The organism is Comamonas squillarum (assembly GCF_025309455.1).
Taxonomy (GTDB): Bacteria; Pseudomonadota; Gammaproteobacteria; order Burkholderiales; family Burkholderiaceae_C; genus Comamonas; species Comamonas squillarum.
On record NZ_CP104377.1, the window covers coordinates 4,144,087 to 4,162,955 of the forward strand.

General features: G+C 66.0%; 16 protein-coding genes. 9 read left to right on the forward strand and 7 right to left on the reverse strand.

Translation table 11 applies throughout. The features are described from left to right. Positions 1–11: 11 nt before the first annotated feature. On the reverse strand, positions 12–1,496 hold the full coding sequence (locus N4T19_RS18910) for an AMP nucleosidase (protein ID WP_116927757.1): 1,485 nt from the start codon (positions 1,494–1,496) through the stop codon (positions 12–14). A 155-nt stretch (positions 1,497–1,651) separates the two neighbouring features. On the opposite strand from N4T19_RS18910, the gene dbpA reads away from it, so the two are divergent. The 4 genes from dbpA to N4T19_RS23280 all read left to right on the forward strand — a co-directional run bounded on the left by dbpA (position 1,652) and on the right by N4T19_RS23280 (position 5,227). After that, positions 1,652–3,061 (forward strand): ATP-dependent RNA helicase DbpA, encoded by a 1,410-nt coding sequence (gene dbpA / locus N4T19_RS18915; RefSeq protein ID WP_182344828.1) that lies wholly within the window; start codon positions 1,652–1,654, stop codon positions 3,059–3,061. A gap of 22 nt (positions 3,062–3,083) precedes the next feature. Continuing rightward, positions 3,084–4,037: a cation diffusion facilitator family transporter gene (locus N4T19_RS18920; protein WP_260718771.1), complete on the forward strand. Its 954-nt coding sequence runs from the start codon at positions 3,084–3,086 to the stop codon at positions 4,035–4,037. 59 nt (positions 4,038–4,096) lie between these two features. Next, positions 4,097–4,558, forward strand: coding sequence for a D-aminoacyl-tRNA deacylase (dtd, locus tag N4T19_RS18925; protein WP_116927760.1), 462 nt, complete (start codon positions 4,097–4,099; stop codon positions 4,556–4,558). Between the two features lie 87 nt (positions 4,559–4,645). Beyond that, the gene (locus N4T19_RS23280; protein ID WP_116927761.1) at positions 4,646–5,227 is read left to right on the forward strand and encodes a sugar O-acetyltransferase; all 582 of its coding nucleotides are present in this window, start codon (positions 4,646–4,648) and stop codon (positions 5,225–5,227) included. A 15-nt stretch (positions 5,228–5,242) separates the two neighbouring features. Here the strand turns inward: N4T19_RS23280 and N4T19_RS18940 are convergent, their stop codons facing one another. From N4T19_RS18940 to N4T19_RS18960, 5 genes are all read right to left on the reverse strand, one after another. Further along, a complete protein-coding gene (locus N4T19_RS18940) occupies positions 5,243–5,581 on the reverse strand; it encodes a DUF6616 family protein (protein WP_260718772.1) in 339 nt (112 codons plus the stop codon). 14 nt (positions 5,582–5,595) lie between these two features. Further along, on the reverse strand, positions 5,596–6,366 hold the full coding sequence (locus N4T19_RS18945) for a DNA alkylation repair protein (RefSeq protein ID WP_116927763.1): 771 nt from the start codon (positions 6,364–6,366) through the stop codon (positions 5,596–5,598). Beyond that, positions 6,363–6,857 carry a MarR family winged helix-turn-helix transcriptional regulator gene (locus tag N4T19_RS18950; protein WP_182344832.1) on the reverse strand — a complete coding sequence of 165 codons (495 nt, stop codon included), beginning with the start codon at positions 6,855–6,857 and terminating at the stop codon, positions 6,363–6,365. The genes N4T19_RS18945 and N4T19_RS18950 overlap by 4 nt, the downstream gene beginning before the upstream one ends. Before the next feature lie 112 nt (positions 6,858–6,969). Then, a complete protein-coding gene (locus N4T19_RS18955; protein ID WP_116927765.1) occupies positions 6,970–8,331 on the reverse strand; it encodes a heavy metal sensor histidine kinase in 1,362 nt (453 codons plus the stop codon). After that, positions 8,328–9,017, reverse strand: a complete 690-nt coding sequence (locus tag N4T19_RS18960) for a heavy metal response regulator transcription factor (protein WP_133248233.1) — start codon at positions 9,015–9,017, stop codon at positions 8,328–8,330. Before N4T19_RS18960 ends, N4T19_RS18955 begins: the two co-directional genes overlap by 4 nt. 348 nt (positions 9,018–9,365) lie before the next feature. On the opposite strand from N4T19_RS18960, the gene N4T19_RS18965 reads away from it, so the two are divergent. From N4T19_RS18965 to N4T19_RS18980, 4 genes are all read left to right on the forward strand, one after another. Then, positions 9,366–10,580 carry a TolC family protein gene (locus N4T19_RS18965; RefSeq protein ID WP_260718773.1) on the forward strand — a complete coding sequence of 405 codons (1,215 nt, stop codon included), beginning with the start codon at positions 9,366–9,368 and terminating at the stop codon, positions 10,578–10,580. 4 nt (positions 10,581–10,584) lie between these two features. Further along, the gene (locus N4T19_RS18970; protein WP_260718774.1) at positions 10,585–11,964 is read left to right on the forward strand and encodes an efflux RND transporter periplasmic adaptor subunit; all 1,380 of its coding nucleotides are present in this window, start codon (positions 10,585–10,587) and stop codon (positions 11,962–11,964) included. Positions 11,965–11,976: 12 nt separating this feature from the next. After that, positions 11,977–15,156, forward strand: coding sequence for an efflux RND transporter permease subunit (locus N4T19_RS18975; protein WP_260718775.1), 3,180 nt, complete (start codon positions 11,977–11,979; stop codon positions 15,154–15,156). A gap of 196 nt (positions 15,157–15,352) precedes the next feature. Further along, complete coding sequence (locus N4T19_RS18980) at positions 15,353–15,697, forward strand: DUF4148 domain-containing protein (protein ID WP_165841252.1); 345 nt, start codon at positions 15,353–15,355, stop codon at positions 15,695–15,697. Positions 15,698–15,778: 81 nt separating this feature from the next. Here the strand turns inward: N4T19_RS18980 and cadR are convergent, their stop codons facing one another. Then, complete coding sequence (gene cadR, locus N4T19_RS18985) at positions 15,779–16,213, reverse strand: Cd(II)/Pb(II)-responsive transcriptional regulator (protein WP_116926706.1); 435 nt, start codon at positions 16,211–16,213, stop codon at positions 15,779–15,781. Positions 16,214–16,308: 95 nt separating this feature from the next. On the opposite strand from cadR, the gene N4T19_RS18990 reads away from it, so the two are divergent. Then, complete coding sequence (locus tag N4T19_RS18990) at positions 16,309–18,738, forward strand: heavy metal translocating P-type ATPase (protein ID WP_409935126.1); 2,430 nt, start codon at positions 16,309–16,311, stop codon at positions 18,736–18,738. The last annotated feature ends 131 nt before the right edge of the window (positions 18,739–18,869 follow it).

The following is an 18,869-nucleotide window of genomic DNA, read 5'->3' on the forward strand; positions in this document are numbered from 1 at the left end:
TGGCGCGCTGCTTACTGGAAAGCCACCTCGGCAAAGCTGCGCAGCTTGCGGCTGTGCAAGCGGTCCACACCGCCTTCGCGCAGGATGTTGACCGCCCGCATGCCGATGCGCAGATGCTGGTCCACCCGCTCGCGGTAGAAGTGGTTGGCCATGCCGGGCAGCTTGATCTCGCCGTGCAGCGGTTTGTCGCTCACGCACAGCAAGGTGCCGTAGGGCACGCGAAAGCGGAAGCCATTGGCGGCAATGGTGGCGCTTTCCATATCGAGCGCCACGGCCCGGCTCTGGCTGAAGCGGCGCTGGGGTGTGTTGTCGGGCAGCAGCTCCCAGTTGCGGTTGTCGGTGCTGGCCACGGTGCCCGTGCGCATGAAGCGCTTGAGGTCGTCCTCGGGCACCTGGGTGACATCGGCCACCGCCTGCTGCAGCGCGACCTGGATCTCGGCCAGCGCGGGGATGGGCACCCACAGCGGCAGCTCTTCGTCGAGCACATGGTCCTCGCGCACATAGGCATGGGCCAGCACATAGTCGCCCAGCTGCTGGCTGTTGCGCAGGCCGGCGCAGTGGCCCAGCATCATCCAGGCATGGGGCCGCAGCACGGCGATATGGTCGGTGATGGTCTTGGCATTGGCCGGGCCCACGCCGATATTGACCATGGTCGTGCCCGACTGGTCAGCGCGCACCAGGTGGTAGGCGGGCATCTGCGGCAGGCGCGGGGGCGGGTTGCCCAGCGCGTCCACCGCTTCGGGCGCCAAGCCCTGGCGGCGGGTGACGACATTGCCCGGCTCGATAAAGGCGATGTACTCGCTGTCCGGGTTGGCCATCTCGGCGCGGCCCAGGCGGATGAACTCGTCGATATAGAACTGGTAGTTGGTGAACAGCACAAAGTTCTGGAACCACTCGGGCAGGGTGCCGGTGTAGTGGCGCAGGCGCTGGAGCGAGTAGTCCATGCGCGGCGCGGTGAACAGCGACAGCGGATGCGCCTCGCCCGGCTTGGGCTCCCAGGTGCCGTTGGCGATGCCATCGTCCATCGCATGCAGGTCGGGCAGGTCAAACACATCGCGCATCAGCATGCGGCGCTCGGCGCTCAGCTGGCCTTCGATATGGTCGTTGTCGGCAAACGAGAAATGGATGGGGATGGGCTGGCTGCTGGTGCCCACTTCCAGCTCCACGCCGTGGTTCTCGATCAGCAGCCGGAACTGCTCGGCATAGTAGTTGGCAAACAGGTCGGGGCGGGTCAGCGTGGTCTCGTAGTGGCCGGGGCCCTCGACAAAGCCATAGGCGAGCTTGCTGTCGGCCCGGGCCACGGTGCGCGTGTGCAGGCGCACAAAGGGATAGCAGGCGCGGTAGGGGGCGGCCGGGGTTTCGCCCGCGACAAAGCGTTGCATGGCCTGGCGCAGAAAGCCGATTTGCTCGGCATAGATGGCCTGGACCTGCGCCAGCGCGGAGGAAGCCGTGCGGTGGCTGGTCGGTGCGGTAAAGGCAGGTTTGGTAAAGGTCATGCACCATTGTGCATCTGCTTTTGGGCCCTGGCATGACAAATCAGGGCCCGGTGTTGCTGGCTGTCAGCACCGGTGGCCGGCGGCGCCAAGGCCGGATTCAGGGGTACCCGCAGGGCCGCCAGCGGCTGCCAGGCCGGGCGCGGGATAATTGCGCCATGAACGCAACCACCACCACCGCCAACGCAGCGGACGCCAGCTCTTTCAGCCAACTGCCTCTGGGCCAGACCATGCAGGCCAATCTGCAGCAGCTGGGCTACACGCAGATGACGGCGATCCAGGCGGCCAGCCTGCCCTTTGCGCTGCAAGGCAAGGATGTCATTGCCCAGGCCAGCACCGGCAGCGGCAAGACCGCCGCCTTTGGCCTGGCCCTGCTCGCCCGCCTGAACCCGCGCTGGTTTGCCGTGCAATCGCTGGTGCTGTGCCCCACCCGTGAGCTGGCCGACCAGGTCGCCACCGAAATCCGCCGCCTCGCGCGCGCCGAGGAGAACATCAAGGTCGTCACCGTCTATGGCGGTGTGCCCTCGCGCAACCAGATCGCCAGCCTGGAAAACGGTGCCCACATCATCGTTGGCACCCCGGGCCGGGTGATGGACCTGATGGAGCGCGGGGTGATCGACCTGGCCGCCCTCAACACCCTGGTGCTGGACGAGGCCGACCGCATGCTGGACATGGGCTTTTATGGCGACATCGTCACCGTCGCCAGCCAGTGCCCGGCCGAGCGCCAGACCCTGCTGTTCTCGGCCACCTACCCCGAGGGCATTGCCCAGCTGGCCGAGCGCTTCATGCGCGATCCGCAAACCGTCAAGGTTGCCTCGCAGCACAGCGCGCACAAGATCGCGCAGCGCTGGTACGAGGTCAAGGAGTCCGAGCGCCTGCATGCCGTGTCGCAGCTGCTGGCGCATTTCCGGCCCGAGTCGTCCATCGCCTTTTGCAACACCAAGCAGCAATGCCGCGACCTGGTCGAGGTGCTGCAGGCCCAGGGCGTGAGCGCGCTGGCGCTGTTTGGCGAGCTGGAACAGCGCGAGCGCGACGAGGTGCTGGTGCAGTTTGCCAACCGCAGCTGCAGCGTGCTGGTGGCCACCGATGTGGCCGCGCGCGGCCTCGATATCGCCAACCTGGCCGCCGTCATCAACGTGGACACCACGCCCGATGCCGAAGTGCATATCCACCGCATTGGCCGCACCGGCCGGGGCGATGCCGAAGGCCTGGCGCTGAGCCTGGCCAGCATGGACGAGATGGGCTCGGTCGGCAAGATCGAGCTGCTGCAAGGGCGCGAGTCGCAATGGCATCCGCTGAGCGAGTTGACCCCGGCATCCGACCAGCCGATGGTGCCGGCGATGCGCACCATCCAGATCATTGGCGGGCGCAAGGAAAAGATCCGCGCTGGCGATGTGCTGGGCGCAATGACGCGCGACTTTGGCTACAGCAAGGAGCAGATCGGCAAGATCAATGTGAACGACTTCTCGACCTATGTGGCCGTCAGCCGCGATATCGCCCACCAGGCGGTGGACCGGCTCAACAGCGGCCGGGTCAAGGGCAAAACCGTGAAGGCCCGCCTGCTCTAAGCCCCGCCGCACCCCGCCCGCCATGAAACCTGCCTTACCCGCCGCAGCGCACAGCCGCTGGACCACGCCCGAGAACCTGCTGCGCATCTCGGTGGTGGTGGCCATTGCCACCATTGCCCTCAAGACCAGTGCCTGGGCCGTCAGCGGCTCGGTGGGCCTGTTGTCCGATGCGCTGGAATCGCTGGTCAACCTGGTGGGCGCGCTGTTTGCGCTGGGCATGGTCACCATTGCCAAGCGCCCGGCTGACGAGGGCCACCCCTATGGCCACACCAAGGCGGAGTACTTCTCTGCCGGCTTTGAGGGCCTGCTGATCTTTGGCGCGGCCATGGCCATTGTCTGGGCCTCGGTGGACCGCCTCCTACACCCCCAGCCGCTCGAGCAGCTGGGCTGGGGCATTGCGCTGTCCATGCTCAGCACGGCGCTCAACGGCGGGCTGGCGTTTGTCATGCTGCGGGCGGCACGCGCGCACCATTCGATGGCGCTGGAAGGCGATGGCCGCCACCTGATGACCGATGTCTGGACCTCGGTCGGCGTGGTCGGCGGCTTGCTGCTGGCGATGCTGACCGGCTGGCATTGGCTCGATGCGGTGCTGGGCATTGCGGTGGCGCTGCATATCTTCAAAGAAGGTGGCCAGCTGGTCTGGCGCTCTTCGCAGGGCCTGATGGACGAGTCCATCGATGCCCAGACCCTTGCCAAGATCGAGCACTGCGTGCGCAGCTTTGAGGCGCAAACCGGCGGCGCCGTGCATTGCGACAAGCTCAGCACCCGGCGCGCCGGCTCGCTGCACTTTATCGACATGCACCTGCACATGCCCGGCGACTGGACCCTGGCCCATGCCACCCAACTGCGCATGCAGCTGGAGGCCGCTTTGCTGCAGGAGCTGCCGCAGGCGCGCATCAGCATGGAAGTACTGCCGCTGGGCGTACAAACCCAGACCGAGGCCGTGCAGCTGCACGGCGATGCACCCAGCCCCTGAACCATGAACCCCGGCTGCAGCGCCCTGGCCTGCCGCCTTTCCGGAAGCAAGAATCTCCGATGATCAGCGTATTGCAACGGGTGCGCGAAGCACGAGTTGAAGTGGATGGCCAAGTGATTGGCCAGATTGGCCATGGCCTGCTGGCCCTCGTCTGCGCCGAGCGCGGCGACAGCCAGGCAGAAGCCGACAAGTGGCTGGCCAAGATGCTCAAGCTGCGCATCTTCCAGGACGAGGCCGGCAAGATGAACAAGAGCGTCGTCGATGTGGCCGGCGGCCTGCTGATCGTGAGCCAGTTCACCCTGGCCGCAGACACCAGCGGTGGCAACCGCCCCAGCTTTACCCAGGCCGCGCCCCCGGCCGATGGCGAGCGCCTGTACGACTATGTCGTGGCGCAGGCGCGCGCGCTGCACCCCGAGGTGGCGACCGGCCGTTTTGGCGCCGACATGAAGGTCTACCTGATGAATGACGGGCCGGTGACGATTCCGCTGCGCATTGCGCCCGTTGCTGCGACGGTGGCCTGAGGCCTATCCACCCAGCCACGTCATCTGGAGCTCGACAAGCAGCAGCTAGACTCAGTCCTTTTGCCACCGAGAGGACGAGAGACACCGATGACCGAGATGGAAAAAGCCGCTGCCGGCCTGCTGTACGACGCCAACCATGACCCCAGCGTGCTGCAGCTGCGCGATGCCGCCAAGGAAAAGCTGTTTGCCTTCCAGCAGATCGGCGCGCACCTGCGTGCCGAGCGCGAAGTGATTCTGCGCGGCCTGCTGGGCAAGCTGGGCCGCAACCCGGTGTTCGATGGCCCCTTCCTGTGTGACTACGGCTTCAACATCGAGATTGGCGACCACTTCTACACCAATGTGAACCTGGTCATCCTCGATGCCGCCAAGGTCCGCATCGGCAACAACGTCTTTATCGCGCCCAATGTCGGCCTCTACACCTCCGGCCACCCCCTCGATGCCGCGCGGCGCAACCAGGGGCTGGAATTCGCCCTGCCCATCACCATTGGCGACAACGTCTGGATCGGGGCGGGCGTGCAGGTGCTGCCTGGCGTCAACATCGGTGCCGGCAGCGTGATTGCGGCCGGTGCCATCGTCACCAAGGATGTGCCCGAAGGCGTGGTGAGTGCCGGCAACCCGGCGCGTGTGCTGCGGGCCATCACCGACAAGGATGCGCAGGCCTACGCCTGAGGTGTCGCGTCGCGCTCAGACCGCCGCCAGCGCTGCCAGGTGGGTGTCCACCGTCCCCGCGTCGCTGGCTGCATTCACATGCGCAAAGTACTGGTACCAGCCACTGGCCTCTATCGCGGCCAGCAAGGCATCGCGTGCCTGCGGGTTGGGAAAGCACCAAATGCCTAGAAACTGGTGCTGGCTGGCTTGTGCAATGGCGGTATCGGTCTCTGCCAGAGAGAGCAGCTCGATGCCCTGGCTGGAGAGCTGGCCCAGGCCCTGGCCGATGGCGGACAGAAACGACAGGCGCTGCGCGGCGGGCAGCGCCTGCCAGGCGGCATTCGGGGTATAGAGCTCGACAAGGTAGCAAAACATGGCTGGGGCTTCTTTCAGCGAATACTGCGCAGCGCGCGTTGACAGATACGTGCGGTGTTGGGCGATGGTGTATCGCCCAGCCACTGGCTGCAGATCTCGCGCACCCAGTCGGGCTGGTCCTTGGCGGCGTCGTTGAGCCAGTTGGCGACGGAATCCTGCACATAGATGGAGGGGTCAGCACGCAGCGCTTGCAGCAGCGGCAGGGCCTGCGCGGGCGTCTTTTTGAGCGCGGCGATGTGCGCACACCAGACGCCACGTGGGCGCAGTGCCTCGCAGGCAAAGCGGCGCAGCTTGTCGGACGGCGATGCCGTCCAGGGCAGCAGCTGTGCGATGGCCTCGTGCAGAGCGCTGGCCAGATGCGGGCGCAAGGCCATCCAGGCCCATTCGCGCACGCCAAAATGCCCATCGTCGGCCAGGCTGCGGATCGCGGAAAGACGCACCGGCAGTGCCAGCCCGGGCTGGGCGCCAACCATAAAGCAGGCCCAGCCGCGCACGGTGTCTGCCGGGTGGTTGCGGCACTGCGCGATGCCCTCGGCGCCCAGGGCATTCAGCAGCAGCTCGCCGATGCGGCCCATGCGCCCCAGAATACCCAGCGTGCAAGCGGCATCGGCTTGCTGCAAGGTCTGGGCAGAGAGACCGGGAAAGACGGTGCGCAGCAGCTGCGCCTGGTCCAGCGCCGTGCATTCAGCCAGCGTGGCGGTGGCGATCTCGCCTCTGGACAGCGCTTGCAGCACATCGGCAGGGATATCGGCCGCGCGGCTGGCGCCTTTGCGTGGGCTGTTCATAGCGCTGCTTCGCCCAGGTTGCGGGCCACCTTGTCCAGCAGTTGGGCCAGCTGCTGGCGCTCGCTGGCCGACAGCCCGCCGTACAACCCGGCGATCCAGTGGCTGTGCTGGGCAAACACCTGTTGGGCCAGCTGCCGGCCTTTGCCGGTGAGCCGTATGCGCAGCGCGCGGCGGTCGCTGGCCTCGGCATGGCGGGCGACCAAGCCTTCGCGCTCCAGGCCATCGAGCAGACCGGTGACGGTGGCCCGGGTCACGCCCGCACGCTCGGCCAAGGTATTGGGCGCCAGGCCATCGGCCGCGGCGTCCAGCAGGAACAGCAGCACAAAGCGCCCTTCCGACAGGCCATTCGGGGCCAGCAAGCGGGCGCAGTCGCGGTCAATATCTGCTGCCAGCGTGAGCGTCTGGAAGCAAAGGCGAATCCCTGCCACATCGGGCATGCCGCGCCGCTGGGCTTCGTCCAGCAGGGCGTTGTATTTTTGGGCGAGTTGCATGATGGCGGCTTATAGTGAGGTGGCTAATTATATGCACAAAGCATGCTGCCTGGTGGCATGCCATGGGGATGGCGGTTGGCGAACGCACTGCGTGGCTAGAAGCAGCGCTCCGTCACAGGACGGGCGCCACCGGCAGAATCAGCCCAAACGTCGTCTCGCCGCCCTGCGACTGGGCAAACACCGAGCCGCCATGCATCTTGGCGATGGCTTTGACAATGGCCAGGCCCAGGCCATGGTGGCGCTCGGCGTTGTGGCGCGAGGCATCGGCGCGGTAGAAGCGGTCAAACAGGTGGCGCAGGTGTTCGGGCGCAATGTCGGGCCCGGTGTTGGTCACGGAGATGACCGCATGGGCATGCTCGTGCTGCCAGCGCGAGCGTATGTCGATGCGGATCGCAGAGCCCGCCAGCGCATAGCGGGTGGCATTGCTCAGCAGGTTGGACAGCGCGCGCCGCATCAGCGGCGCATCGACCTGGGCCTGCGCGTCACCCAGCACTTCCAGGCGCAGGTCGGCATCGAGCGCGACCGCTTCATAGAACTCGACCACATCCTGGGCAACGGCGGCCAGGCTGACGACCCCGGTCTCGCGCGCGCCCACGCCCTGGTCGGCACGCGAGAGGAAGAGCATGTCGCCCACCATCGCGGCGATGCGGCGCAGGTCCTCCAGGTTGGACTCCAGCACATCGCGCAGCTCATCCACCGAGCGGGGCTTGCGCAAGACCACTTCGGTGCTGGAGATCAGGGTGGCCAGCGGCGTGTTGAGCTCGTGCGCCACGTCGGCGTTGAAGGCTTCGAGCTGGCGGTAGGCATCGGCCAGGCGGTCGAGCAGCGCATTGAACTGCGTGACGATGGGCTGCAGCTCCTGGGGCAGGCCGCTGCCGTCGAGCCGGCGCTCAAAATCGCGGGCCGACAGCAGGCTGATCTGCGAGACCAGTGAGGCGATGGGCTGCAGGCTGCGCTGCACCAGCAGGCCGCCAAACAGCGCCAGCAGCAAGGAGCCGGCCACCATGGCTGCAAACAAGGTCCAGCCCAGGCCGCGCAGCAAGGCCTCGTCGGGGCGCAGGTCCATCACCAAGGTGGCGGTGGCTGCGCGCGCCTGGTGGTACTGGGGCGCGGTGATGCCAACAGCAAAACTGCGCTGCAGGGTGTGGTGGCCGCTCCAGTCGGGCGGGATGCTGTCGAACAGCACATGGCCCTGGTCGTCCACCACGCGGATCGCGTAGTCGCCGTGGCCGGCCAGAAAATCGGTCAGCAGGTGGTCCAGCGCCTTGTCGCGGTGGGCCGTGCTGTCATCGCGCAGCACATGCATCAGCGACTGCTGCTTTTGGTCGAGCATCTCCTTTTGGCGGGCCGACAAGGTGTTGTCGAAAACCAGAAACACCACCAGGCTGACGGCGCCCAGGCCCAGCATCGACAGCAGCGCCATCCAGCGCGAGAGCCGGCGCCCCAGATGCGGTACGGCGGTGGTCGGGTTCATGGCTGGGCCCGGCTCTCCAGCACATAGCCCATGCCGCGCACGGTGTGGATCAAGGGCGCGGCAAAAGGCTGGTCCACCTTCATGCGCAGGCGCCGCACGGCCACTTCGACCACATTGGTCTCGCTGTCAAAGTTCATGTCCCAGACCTGCGAGGCCAGCTCGGTGCGCGAGAGCACCTCACCCTGGCGGCGCAGCAGCAAGGCGAGCAGGTTGAACTCCTTGGCCGTCAGATCGAGCCGCACGCCAGCGCGCACCGCCTTGCGCCGGATCAGGTCAAGCTCCAGATCAGCCTGGCGCAGCACTGTGGGCTCGGGGGACGCCGGGTGGGCCTGCGCGCGGCGCAGCAGCACCTGGATGCGGGCCACCAGCTCGGAAAACGCAAAGGGCTTGATCAGGTAGTCATCGGCGCCGCTTTGCAGGCCGCGCACCCGGTCCTGCACATCGCTGCGGGCGGTCAGCATCAGCACCGGGGTGGACTTGGCCTGGCGCAGCGCGGCCAGCACCGCAAAGCCATCGATGCCCGGGAGCATGCCATCGAGCACGATCAGGTCGTAGTCCAGCTCCATGGCCAGGTGCAGGCCATCGATGCCGTTGGTGGCGACATCGACCGTGTAGCTCTCCTCGGCCAGACCTTTGCGCAGGTACTCGCCGAGCTTGGCTTCGTCTTCAATCAGCAGCAGTCTCATGGCCGCCATTGTCCCTGATGGTGCCGGCTGGCGGCGATTACAAATTTGTCATTTTCCCGACGGCATTGTGTTCGTTGCTGCTTTCTACAGTCCGTTGCATCGCATATGGATACCGCCTGCATGGGGGCCGCTGCGGTGCTGCCGCCCCTGTTTGGCCCGGCACTGCCAAGGCCGTCCTGGGCGCTATCTGCCACCACAGGAGAAGCAGCTATGACCACCCCGTTGCCGAGCCCCATGCGGGCAGGCACCCATCCTCCACGGCCGCTAGGGCCTGCCTGGCCCGCATGGTTGCTGGGGGCTGCCTTGGCCAGCGCCTTGGGGCCGCTGGCTCATGCAGAGCCGATACCTGTGCAAGACCCTGCTACGGCGACCGCCACCCTGCCTGCAGGGGTGACTCCCTCTATCACGCTGGCCGCCGCTTGGGACAAGGCCCTGGCGGCCAACCCCGGTTTGCAGGCCGCCCGCTTCGGCGCGGCTGCGGCCGACGGCCTGGTCATGCAAAGCCAGGCACGCCCCAATCCCGAGGTCTCTCTCAACGTCGAAGACACCCGCCCCGAGACGCGTACCAACACCGTGCAGATCAGCCAGCTGATTGAGCTGGGCGGCAAGCGCGAGGCGCGCATGCAGCTGGCCGACAGCGAGAAGGCGGCAGCGCAGGCGAGCGTCGTGGCCACCCAGGCGGCATTGCGCTACCAGGTGCTGGTCAACTTCAACGAGTTGCTGCTGGCGCAGCAGCGGGTGGACTTTGCGACCAAGACCCATGCGCTGGCCACGCAGGCGCTGGATGCCGCCAACAAGCGCGTGCAGGCAGGCAAGGTGCCGCCGCTGGAGGCCAGCCGTGCGCAAGTGGCGCAGGCCAATGCGGCCCTGGAGCTGGCGCAGGCCCGCTCATTGACCGGCGTGGCGCAGCAGAACCTGGCCTCGCTCTGGGGCGGGCGCGGTGCAGAGCTGGGGCTGGCCAGTGGTGATTTCTCGGCCACCGTGCAGGCCCCCACGGCCGAGCAGCTGGACCAGCGCCTGGACGATGCGCCTGCGATGCTGCTGGCACGGCGCGCGCTGGAGCAAAGCCACGCCGTCTCTGCGGTGGAGCGCGCCAAGCGCGTGCAGGACCCGACGTTGAGCCTGGGCGTCAAGCGCGCCCGGGATGTAGGGCGCAACCAGGTGTTTGTCGGGGTGAGCATTCCCCTGCCTCTGTTTGACAGCAATGCCGGCAACCAGCTGCAGGCACTGCGCAAGGTGGACCAGGCCGAGCAGCAGCTGCAGGACCAACGGCTGCAACTGCAGGCCCAGGTGTTTGCCGCCCGCCAGCAGTGGCTCAGCAGCAACCAGCAGGTGGCGCTGCTGCAAAGCCAAGTGATCCCCACGGCGCAATCGGCCTATGACCTGGCCGTGCGCGGCTTCTCGCTGGGCAAGTTCAGCTTTCTGGATGTGCTCGACGCCCAGCGCAGCCTGTTTGACAGCCAGCGCCAACTGCTGGACCAGCTGATGGCCTCGCACCGCGCCCGTGCGGAGATTGAACGCATCTTTGGCACGCCAGCGCTGGCGGCCGCTACAGGAACCTGATCCCATGTCCGAGAAAACCCCATTTGATACTTCGCTGAGCTCATCCAAACAGTGGATCGCCGCGGCGGTGATGGCCGCTGCCGGTGTGGCCGGCGGCGCCTATTTGTTGCGCGGCCCAGGCACGGTGGCCGCAGCCCCCGCTGCAGCGGCAGCAGGCCATGGCGATGCGCCATCCCACCAGGATGGCGAGCACCATGGCGAAGCTGCTGCCAAAACCGGTGCCAAGGCGGGCGCCGATGCGCACCAGGAAGCCGACCAGCATGGCGATGGTGAGCACCATGACAACAAAACCGATGCCAGCAGCAAGGACGCGCACGGCAATGCCGCCGGCGGCCATGCCGAAGGCGAAGAAGCGGGCGAGGGCCTCGTCAAGCTGAGCGCAGCGCAGGCCAAGGCGGCCGGTGTGGTGGTGGACCAGGCGGGGCCGGCGTCCATCCAAAAGCAGGTGCTGCTGCCCGGCGAGATCCGTTTTGACGAAGACCGCACGGCGCACGTGGTGCCCAGGGTGGCCGGTGTGGTGGCCTCGGTCCACGCCCAGCTCGGTGAGCAGGTGGCCAAGGGGCAGCTGCTGGCTGTCATCCAGAGCCCGGCGGTGTCGGACCAGCGCAGCGAGCTGCAAACGGCGCAGCGGCGGCTGGCCTTTGCCAAGAGCAGCTACGAGCGCGAAAAGCAGCTGTGGCAGGAGCGGATCTCTGCCGAGCAGGATTACCAGGCAGCGCGCCAAGCGCTGCAGGAGGCCGAGATTGCCGTGGCCAATGCCGCGCAAAAGCTGTCCGCCATTGGGGCGGGCGTGGCTGGTGCCAGCCGCTATGAGCTGCGTGCGCCGCTGGCTGGCATGGTGGTGGAGAAGCACCTGACCGTGGGCGAATCGGTGACCGACAGCACGGCCTCGTTCACCGTCTCCGATCTGCGCTCGGTCTGGGCGGAGATCAGCGTGGCCGCCCCGCAGCTGCCCGATGTGCGCATGGGCGCGCCGGTCGTCGTGCGCGCCACGGCGTTTGATTCCGAGGCCGAAGGCCGGATCGCCTACGTGGGTGCGTTGATTGGCGCGCAAACCCGCACGGCACCGGCCCGCGTGGCGCTGGCCAATCCGCAAGGGGTGTGGCGCCCGGGCCTGTTTGTCGATGTGGCGGTGCTGGCCGGTGAATCGCCTGTCCCCATTGCGGTGGACGCCAAGGCCATCCAGCGGCCCGATGGCAAAGAGAGCGTGGTGTTTGTGCCGGCCGAGGGCGGCTACCGGGCCCAGGTGGTTGAGCTGGGTGCGACGGATGGCAAAACCACCGAAGTCACATCGGGCCTGCAGGCCGGGCAGCGCTATGTCAAGCAGGGCTCCTTCATGCTGCGGGCCGAGCTGGGCAAGGCCTCTGCCGAGCACGCGCATTGATCGGGAGCCCGCATGTTTGAACGCATCATCCGTTTTTCCATCGAGCAGCGCTGGCTGGTCATCCTGGCGGTGTTCGCCATGGCTGCGCTGGGCGTATTCAGCTACCAGCGCCTGTCCATCGATGCCGTGCCCGACATCACCAATGTGCAGGTACAGATCAACACCCAGGCGCCGGGCTACTCGCCGCTGGAGACCGAGCAGCGCATCACCTACCCCATCGAGACCGTGATGGCCGGCCTGCCGCACCTGGAGCAGACCCGTTCGCTGTCACGCTACGGGCTGTCGCAGGTGACGGTGATCTTCAAGGACGGCACCGACATCTACTTTGCCCGCCAGTTGGTCAATGAGCGTATCCAGGAAGCGCGTGAGAAGCTGCCGCCCGGTATTGCACCGAGCATCGGCCCCATCTCCACGGGCCTGGGCGAAATCTACCTGTGGACGGTGGAGGCGGAAGATAGCGCCAAAAAGCCTGATGGCACGCCCTACACCCCCATGGACCTGCGCGAGATCCAGGACTGGGTCATCAAACCCCAGCTGCGCAACGTGCCCGGCGTGACCGAGATCAACTCCATCGGCGGCTTTGCCAAGGAATACCTGGTGGCGCCCCGGCCGGACAAGCTCGCGTCCTATGGCATCTCGATGGACAAGCTGGTTGCAGCACTGCAGAGCAACAACACCAATGTGGGGGCGGGCTATATCGAGCGCGAAGGCGAGCAATACCTGATCCGCGCGCCCGGCCAGGTCAAGGGCATTGCGGACATCCAGGAAGTGATTGTGGGCAGCACCCAAGGCCAGCCGGTGCGCGTGCGCGACCTGGCTGAGGTGAGCCTGGGCCGCGAGCTGCGCACGGGTGCAGCCACCGACAACGGCCGCGAGGTGGTGCTGGGCACCGTGTTCATGCTGATCGGCGAGAACAGCCGCATCGTCTCCAAGGCAGTGGATGCGCGCATGGAGTCGATCCGCAAGACCTTGCCCCAGGGCGTGAAGATCGTGACCGTCTACGACCGCACGACCTTGGTGGAAAAAGCCATTGCGACAGTGAAGAAAAACCTGGTCGAAGGCGCGGCGCTGGTGGTGGTGGTGCTGTTTCTGTTCCTCGGCAATATCCGCGCTGCGCTGATCACGGCGCTGATCATTCCGCTGTCGATGCTGTTCACCTTCAGCGGCATGGTCAAGTGGGGCATCAGCGCCAACCTGATGAGCCTGGGCGCGCTGGACTTTGGCATCATCATCGACGGGGCGGTGGTGATTGTGGAGAACTGCGTGCGGCGCCTGGCGCATGCGCAGGAGCGCAAGGGCAGCCCGCTGTCGCGCAGCGAGCGCTTCCATGAGGTGTTTGCCGCCGCCAAGGAATCGCGCCGTCCGCTGCTGTTTGGCCAGCTGATCATCATGGTGGTCTACCTGCCGATCTTTGCGCTGACGGGGGTGGAGGGCAAGATGTTCCACCCGATGGCGCTGACCGTGGTGCTGGCCTTGGTGGGCGCGATGGTTCTGTCCATCACCTTTATCCCGGCGGCCATTGCCTTGTTCATTGGCAGCAAGGTGGGCGAGAAGGAAAACCGCCTGATGACCTGGGCGCGCCAGGCCTATGAGCCCTTGCTGGCGCGGGTGATGCGCATGCCGGTGGTGGTGCTGACGGCGGCTGTCGTTTCGGTGGCCCTGAGCCTGCTGCTCGCATCACGCCTGGGCAGCGAGTTTGCGCCCAACCTGAACGAAGGCGACTTCGCGATCCAGGCGTTGCGTGTGCCGGGCACGAGTCTGACGCAATCGCTGGAGATGCAGATGCAGATCGAGCGCGCGCTCAAGGACCAGGTGCCCGAGATCGAGCGCGTGTTTGCCCGCACCGGCACGGCCGAGATTGCCTCGGACCCTATGCCGCCCAATATCTCGGATGGCTACATCATGCTCAAGCCGCGTGCGCAATGGCCGGATCCGCAGCGCAGTCGCGAGGAACTGCTCGCCCAGGTGCAGGAGGTGGTAGAGGCGATACCGGGCAGCAACTACGAGTTCTCGCAACCGATCCAACTGCGCTTTAACGAGCTGATCTCGGGCGTGCGCAGCGATGTGGCGGTCAAGGTGTTTGGCGACGATATGCAGGTGCTCGAACGCACCGCGCAGTCGATTGCCGCGATGCTGCAGAAGGTGCCCGGCGCCTCTGAAGTGAAGGTGGAGCAGACTACCGGCCTGCCGATGCTGACGGTGCAGGTGGACCGGGAAAAGGCATCGCGCTATGGCCTGAACATGGGCGATGTGCAGCAGACCATTGCTACGGCCGTGGGCGGACAGGAGGCAGGCACGGTGTTTGAAGGCGACCGGCGCTTTGACATACAGGTGCGCTTGCCTGAGGCGGTGCGCAGCGACCTGGCCGCGCTGGAGCGCCTGCCCATTGCGCTGCCGCAGCAGGAGGGCAGCCGCCTGGGCTTTGTGCCCTTGTCAGCGGTGGCCAGCTTTGCGCTGTCGCCCGGGCCCAACCAGGTCAGCCGTGAGGATGGCAAGCGCCGCATTGTGGTGAGCGCCAATGTGCGGGGCCGCGATATCGGCTCCTTTGTCGAGCAGGCGCAGCAGGACCTGGGCGCGATGGCGCTGCCCAGCGGCTACTGGACGCGCTGGGGCGGCACCTTCGAGAACTTGCAATCGGCCCAGCAGCGGCTGCAGATTGTCGTGCCCGTCGCGCTGCTGCTGGTGTTCACCCTGCTGTTTGCGATGTTCAACAGCGTGCGCGATGGCCTGATCGTCTTTACCGGCATCCCGTTTGCGCTGACCGGCGGCATTCTGGCACTGTGGCTGCGCGGTATCCCGCTGTCCATCTCGGCGGCCATTGGCTTTATTGCGCTGTCCGGCGTGGCCGTGCTGAACGGCTTGGTGATGATCTCGTCGATCCGCGCGCTGCGCGAGGGTGGGCTGGCTGTGCCCGATGCCGTGCACACCGGAGCGCTGTCGCGCCTGCGGCCCGTGCTGATGACGGCGCTGGTCGCATCGCTGGGCTTTGTGCCAATGGCCATTGCCACCGGCACCGGTGCCGAGGTGCAGCGCCCGCTGGCCACCGTGGTGATTGGCGGCATTCTGTCGTCGACGGTGCTCACCTTGCTGGTGCTGCCGCTGTTATACCGGCTGGTGCACCGGCGTGATCTCTCCGAGGACGAGCTGGAGGAGCGCAAGACCTCCGAGGGCGCTGTGCCGCACCCGGCCTAAGGGGGCCGGCAGGCACTGAACACAAAGCCATGGCCCGCTGCCATGGCTTTGTGGCTTCTGCCCCAGGCGCGCAGCGCGCATTGCAGCAATGTCATCTTGCTGTGGGGCTTTGGTCAGCGTGTTTTTTCAACAATGGAGCCATCTCGAATGCACCTGCAGCGAGAGTATTTCCACTCCTATGAAAGGCATTGCAACCATGCAAAAGACACGCACCTCCACCTTGTTGTCCCTGGCGTTCGCAGCCCTGTCGCTGGGCATGCTGGGCAACGCATCGGCCAGCGCCACCTTGCACTCGGCACCGACGGAAAAGGGCTACGAGCTCTACCCCGAACATGCCCAGCCGGGCAAGAGCCGCGCCCAGGTGCAGGCGGAGACCATCGAGGCGCTGCAAAAGCGCGGGCCGAACGCCTTGCGCAGCAGCAACTACCCGCCCGCGCCTGTTGCTTCCGGTCCAGGCAAGACGCGCCAGCAGGTGATCGATGCCTACACCAGCGAGACGCCGGCGCAGAGAAAGGCGCGCTTGCAAATGTTCCGTGGCTAAACGCGGCGTGGCTCTAGAAGGTGGCGCAGTGCGCCACCTTTTTTGCGCCGTTTGACTTTCCAACCACTCGGCGCCTTATGCCTAGCGCACATGCAGATGCTGTTTGACGGCCGGCGCCACAGGCGTCTCGGCCAGGCCCGCCAGAATGCCGCAGTGCTCCACATCCTGGGTGCCCCGGCAGCGGTCACGCAACGCGATCAGCTGGGCCTCCAGCCCGCGCAGCTCCTGGATGCGCAGGGCGACATGGCCGATATGCGCTTCAAGCAGCTTGTCCACCGTTTCGGCGCAGTCCTGGGCGGGTTCGTCCTTGTAACGCAGCAGCTCGCGCACTTCGTCCAGCGACATCTGCAGCCCTCGGCAGTTGCGGATGAACTGCAGGCGCTCCAGGTGTTGCTCTTCATAGATGCGGTAGTTGCTGGCGGTGCGCGTGGGCTGCGGCAGCAGGCCTTCGCGCTCGTAGTAGCGGATGGTTTCCACGGGCGTCGCCGAGGCCGTGGCCAGTTCACCGATTTTCATGTCATTGCCCCCATGTCCATACGGAGTCTAGCGATTTAGGCTTGACATTGTAGTTACTACAGGGTTTTTAATCGAAGCAACAGGGAGCACGCTTTATGACCCAAACGAATTCCAACCCAGTCACCGCCCATTCCGACACCGCGCAGCGCCATTCCCATGGCCATGCAGCGGCATCCTGCTGCGCCGGCAAAGACCACCAGTCCGCTGCCGTGGCCGCCAAGGGGCACGGCCAAACGCACGACCATACGCACGACCACGGCCATAGCCACGACAAGGGTCACGATCACAGCCATGGCCACGACCATGCGCATTCACATTCCCATGCCCCAGCCGCAACGGCTGCCGCGCATGCGCATAACGATTGCTGCAGCCCCGACCTGGGCGCTGCCGCCCAGGCCAGCTCGGCCTTGAAGGCCGATGACGGCGCCTTGCTGCTGCGCATTCCTGCGATGGACTGCCCGGTGGAGGAGGGGCAGATTCGCCAGATTCTGGAAGGGGCTGCAGGGGTCAAGCTGCTGCAGTTTGACCTGCCTGCCCGCACCTTGCGGGTCGAAGCCGACCCACAGCAATGGACGGCCGTGACGGAAAAAATCCAGGCTGCAGGCTTTCGCACCGAGACGCTGTCCGCCCCGCCGGCTGCGGCCGATGTGCAAAAGGCGCAACGCCGGGAGCTCTACCGCCTGATCGCCGCGCTGGTGGTGGCCGCGACGGCCGAGCTGATGCATCTCTTGTCGCCTGAAACCTCTCTCTGGCGCATCGCAGGCATGGCGGTGGCCGCATTGGCCATTGGTTTGTCGGGCCTGGGCGTGTTCAAGAAAGGCCTGTCGGCCTTGCTGCGCGGCCAGCTGGGTATCAATGCGCTGATGAGCGTGGCGGTGATCGGCGCCTTTGTCATTGGCCAGTGGCCTGAGGCGGCCATGGTGATGGCGCTGTACTCGCTGGCCGAGCTGATTGAGGCGCGCTCGGTGGACCGCGCGCGCAATGCGATTGCCCAGTTGCTGGCGCTGTCACCGCCGCAGATCGAAGCTAGGCAGGCCGATGGCAGCTGGCAGATCCAGGATGCCAAGACGGTAGCGGTCGGCACGCTGGCACGGGTCAAGCCCGGCGAGCGCTTTGCTTTGGATGGTGTGGTGACCAGCGGCCAAAGCGCAGTGGACCAGTCCTCCGTGACCGGCGAGAGCATTCCGGTGGACAAGGCGCCGGGCGACCCGGTGTTTGCCGGCACCATCAACCAAAGCGGCTCGCTGGAGTTCGAGGTCAGCAAGCTGTCGACCGACACCGTGCTGGCCCGCATCATCCATGCGGTGGAGCAGGCCCAGGGCCAGCGCGCGCCCACGCAGCGTTTTGTCGACCGCTTTGCCCGCATCTACACCCCCGCTGTGTTTGTGCTGGCCGTGGCAGTCGCCGTGCTGCCGCCGCTGATGCTGGACTGGCCCTGGTTGACGGCGATCTACAAGGCCTTGGTGCTGCTGGTCATTGCCTGCCCTTGCGCGCTGGTGATCTCCACGCCAGTGACCGTTGTCAGCGGCCTGTCGGCCGCCGCCCGCCGGGGCATTCTGGTCAAGGGCGGCGCCTACCTGGAAGAGGCGCGCAAGCTGCGCGTCGTCGCCCTGGACAAAACCGGCACCATCACCGCTGGCACCCCCCAGCTGGTGCAGACCCGCATGCTGTCGACCAGTACCGATGCCGTGCAGATCGAGCGCATTGCTAAAAGCCTGGCCGCGCGCTCGGACCACCCGGTATCGAAGGCGGTGGCCGCCGGTATCGATGGTGAGGTGCTGGAGGTCGGCAACTTTGCCGCCGAGCTGGGCCGTGGCGTCAAGGGCGATATCGGCGGCCACAGCTATGTGCTGGGCAACCACCGCTGGATCCATGAGCGCGGCCAGTGCTCTGCCGAGGTGGAGGCGCTGATGCTGGCGATGGAGGAGCAGGGGCAGACCGTCTCGGTGCTGGCCAGTGAACAAGGCGTGCTGGGGCTGTTTGCGGTGGCCGACACCACCAAGGAATCGAGCAAGCAGGCGATTGCTGAATTGAAGGCCCTGGGCATCCGCACCGTGATGCTGACGGGAGACAACGAAGCCACCGCCCGCGCCATTGCCGCGCAGGTGGGCATCGACGAGGTCAAGGCCAACCTGCTGCCCGAGGACAAGCTCCAGGTCATCAACGGCCTCGTGGCCCAGCAGCCCACCGGCATGGTGGGCGACGGCGTCAACGACTCGCCCAGCCTTGCCGCCGCCTCCATCGGCTTCTCGATGGGCGGCGCCGGCACCGACATCGCCAAGGAAGCCGCCGACATCCTCATCATGAACGACGACCTGCGCCGCGTGCCGGAAACCGTGCAACTCTCCAAACGCACCTACGCCATCCTGTGGCAGAACATCATCTTCGCGCTGGGCATCAAAGTGGTGTTCTTCGCGCTGGCCGTGTTTGGCAATGCCTCCATGTGGATGGCGGTGTTTGCCGATATGGGAGCGAGCTTGTTGGTGGTGTTCAATGGGCTGCGGTTGTTGCGTGGTGGGAAATAGGGCACTTCTGGGCAGCTGGCTAGCTGGCAAGCTTGCCTGCCAGGGTCGGCATATCCAGAGTTTCAGCCGCATCACAACATATTCTCTGGGTCTGCAGACCCTGGTTTTACCCTGCACAATGCCCGTTTCTT

What these genes read in the sequence shown, in the direction of transcription:
- N4T19_RS18950 (WP_182344832.1), bottom strand. Translation starts at nt 6,857, where the DNA reads ATGCAACTCGCCCAAAAATACAACGCCCTGCTGGACGAAGCCCAGCGG.
- N4T19_RS18970 (WP_260718774.1), top strand. Translation starts at nt 10,585, where the DNA reads ATGTCCGAGAAAACCCCATTTGATACTTCGCTGAGCTCATCCAAACAG.
- N4T19_RS18975 (WP_260718775.1), top strand. Translation starts at nt 11,977, where the DNA reads ATGTTTGAACGCATCATCCGTTTTTCCATCGAGCAGCGCTGGCTGGTC.
- N4T19_RS18945 (WP_116927763.1), bottom strand. Translation starts at nt 6,366, where the DNA reads ATGAACAGCCCACGCAAAGGCGCCAGCCGCGCGGCCGATATCCCTGCC.
- N4T19_RS18920 (WP_260718771.1), top strand. Translation starts at nt 3,084, where the DNA reads ATGAAACCTGCCTTACCCGCCGCAGCGCACAGCCGCTGGACCACGCCC.
- N4T19_RS18980 (WP_165841252.1), top strand. Translation starts at nt 15,353, where the DNA reads ATGCAAAAGACACGCACCTCCACCTTGTTGTCCCTGGCGTTCGCAGCC.
- dtd (WP_116927760.1), top strand. Translation starts at nt 4,097, where the DNA reads ATGATCAGCGTATTGCAACGGGTGCGCGAAGCACGAGTTGAAGTGGAT.
- N4T19_RS23280 (WP_116927761.1), top strand. Translation starts at nt 4,646, where the DNA reads ATGACCGAGATGGAAAAAGCCGCTGCCGGCCTGCTGTACGACGCCAAC.
- dbpA (WP_182344828.1), top strand. Translation starts at nt 1,652, where the DNA reads ATGAACGCAACCACCACCACCGCCAACGCAGCGGACGCCAGCTCTTTC.
- N4T19_RS18940 (WP_260718772.1), bottom strand. Translation starts at nt 5,581, where the DNA reads ATGTTTTGCTACCTTGTCGAGCTCTATACCCCGAATGCCGCCTGGCAG.
- cadR (WP_116926706.1), bottom strand. Translation starts at nt 16,213, where the DNA reads ATGAAAATCGGTGAACTGGCCACGGCCTCGGCGACGCCCGTGGAAACC.
- N4T19_RS18955 (WP_116927765.1), bottom strand. Translation starts at nt 8,331, where the DNA reads ATGAACCCGACCACCGCCGTACCGCATCTGGGGCGCCGGCTCTCGCGC.
- N4T19_RS18960 (WP_133248233.1), bottom strand. Translation starts at nt 9,017, where the DNA reads ATGAGACTGCTGCTGATTGAAGACGAAGCCAAGCTCGGCGAGTACCTG.
- N4T19_RS18990 (WP_409935126.1), top strand. Translation starts at nt 16,309, where the DNA reads ATGACCCAAACGAATTCCAACCCAGTCACCGCCCATTCCGACACCGCG.
- N4T19_RS18910 (WP_116927757.1), bottom strand. Translation starts at nt 1,496, where the DNA reads ATGACCTTTACCAAACCTGCCTTTACCGCACCGACCAGCCACCGCACG.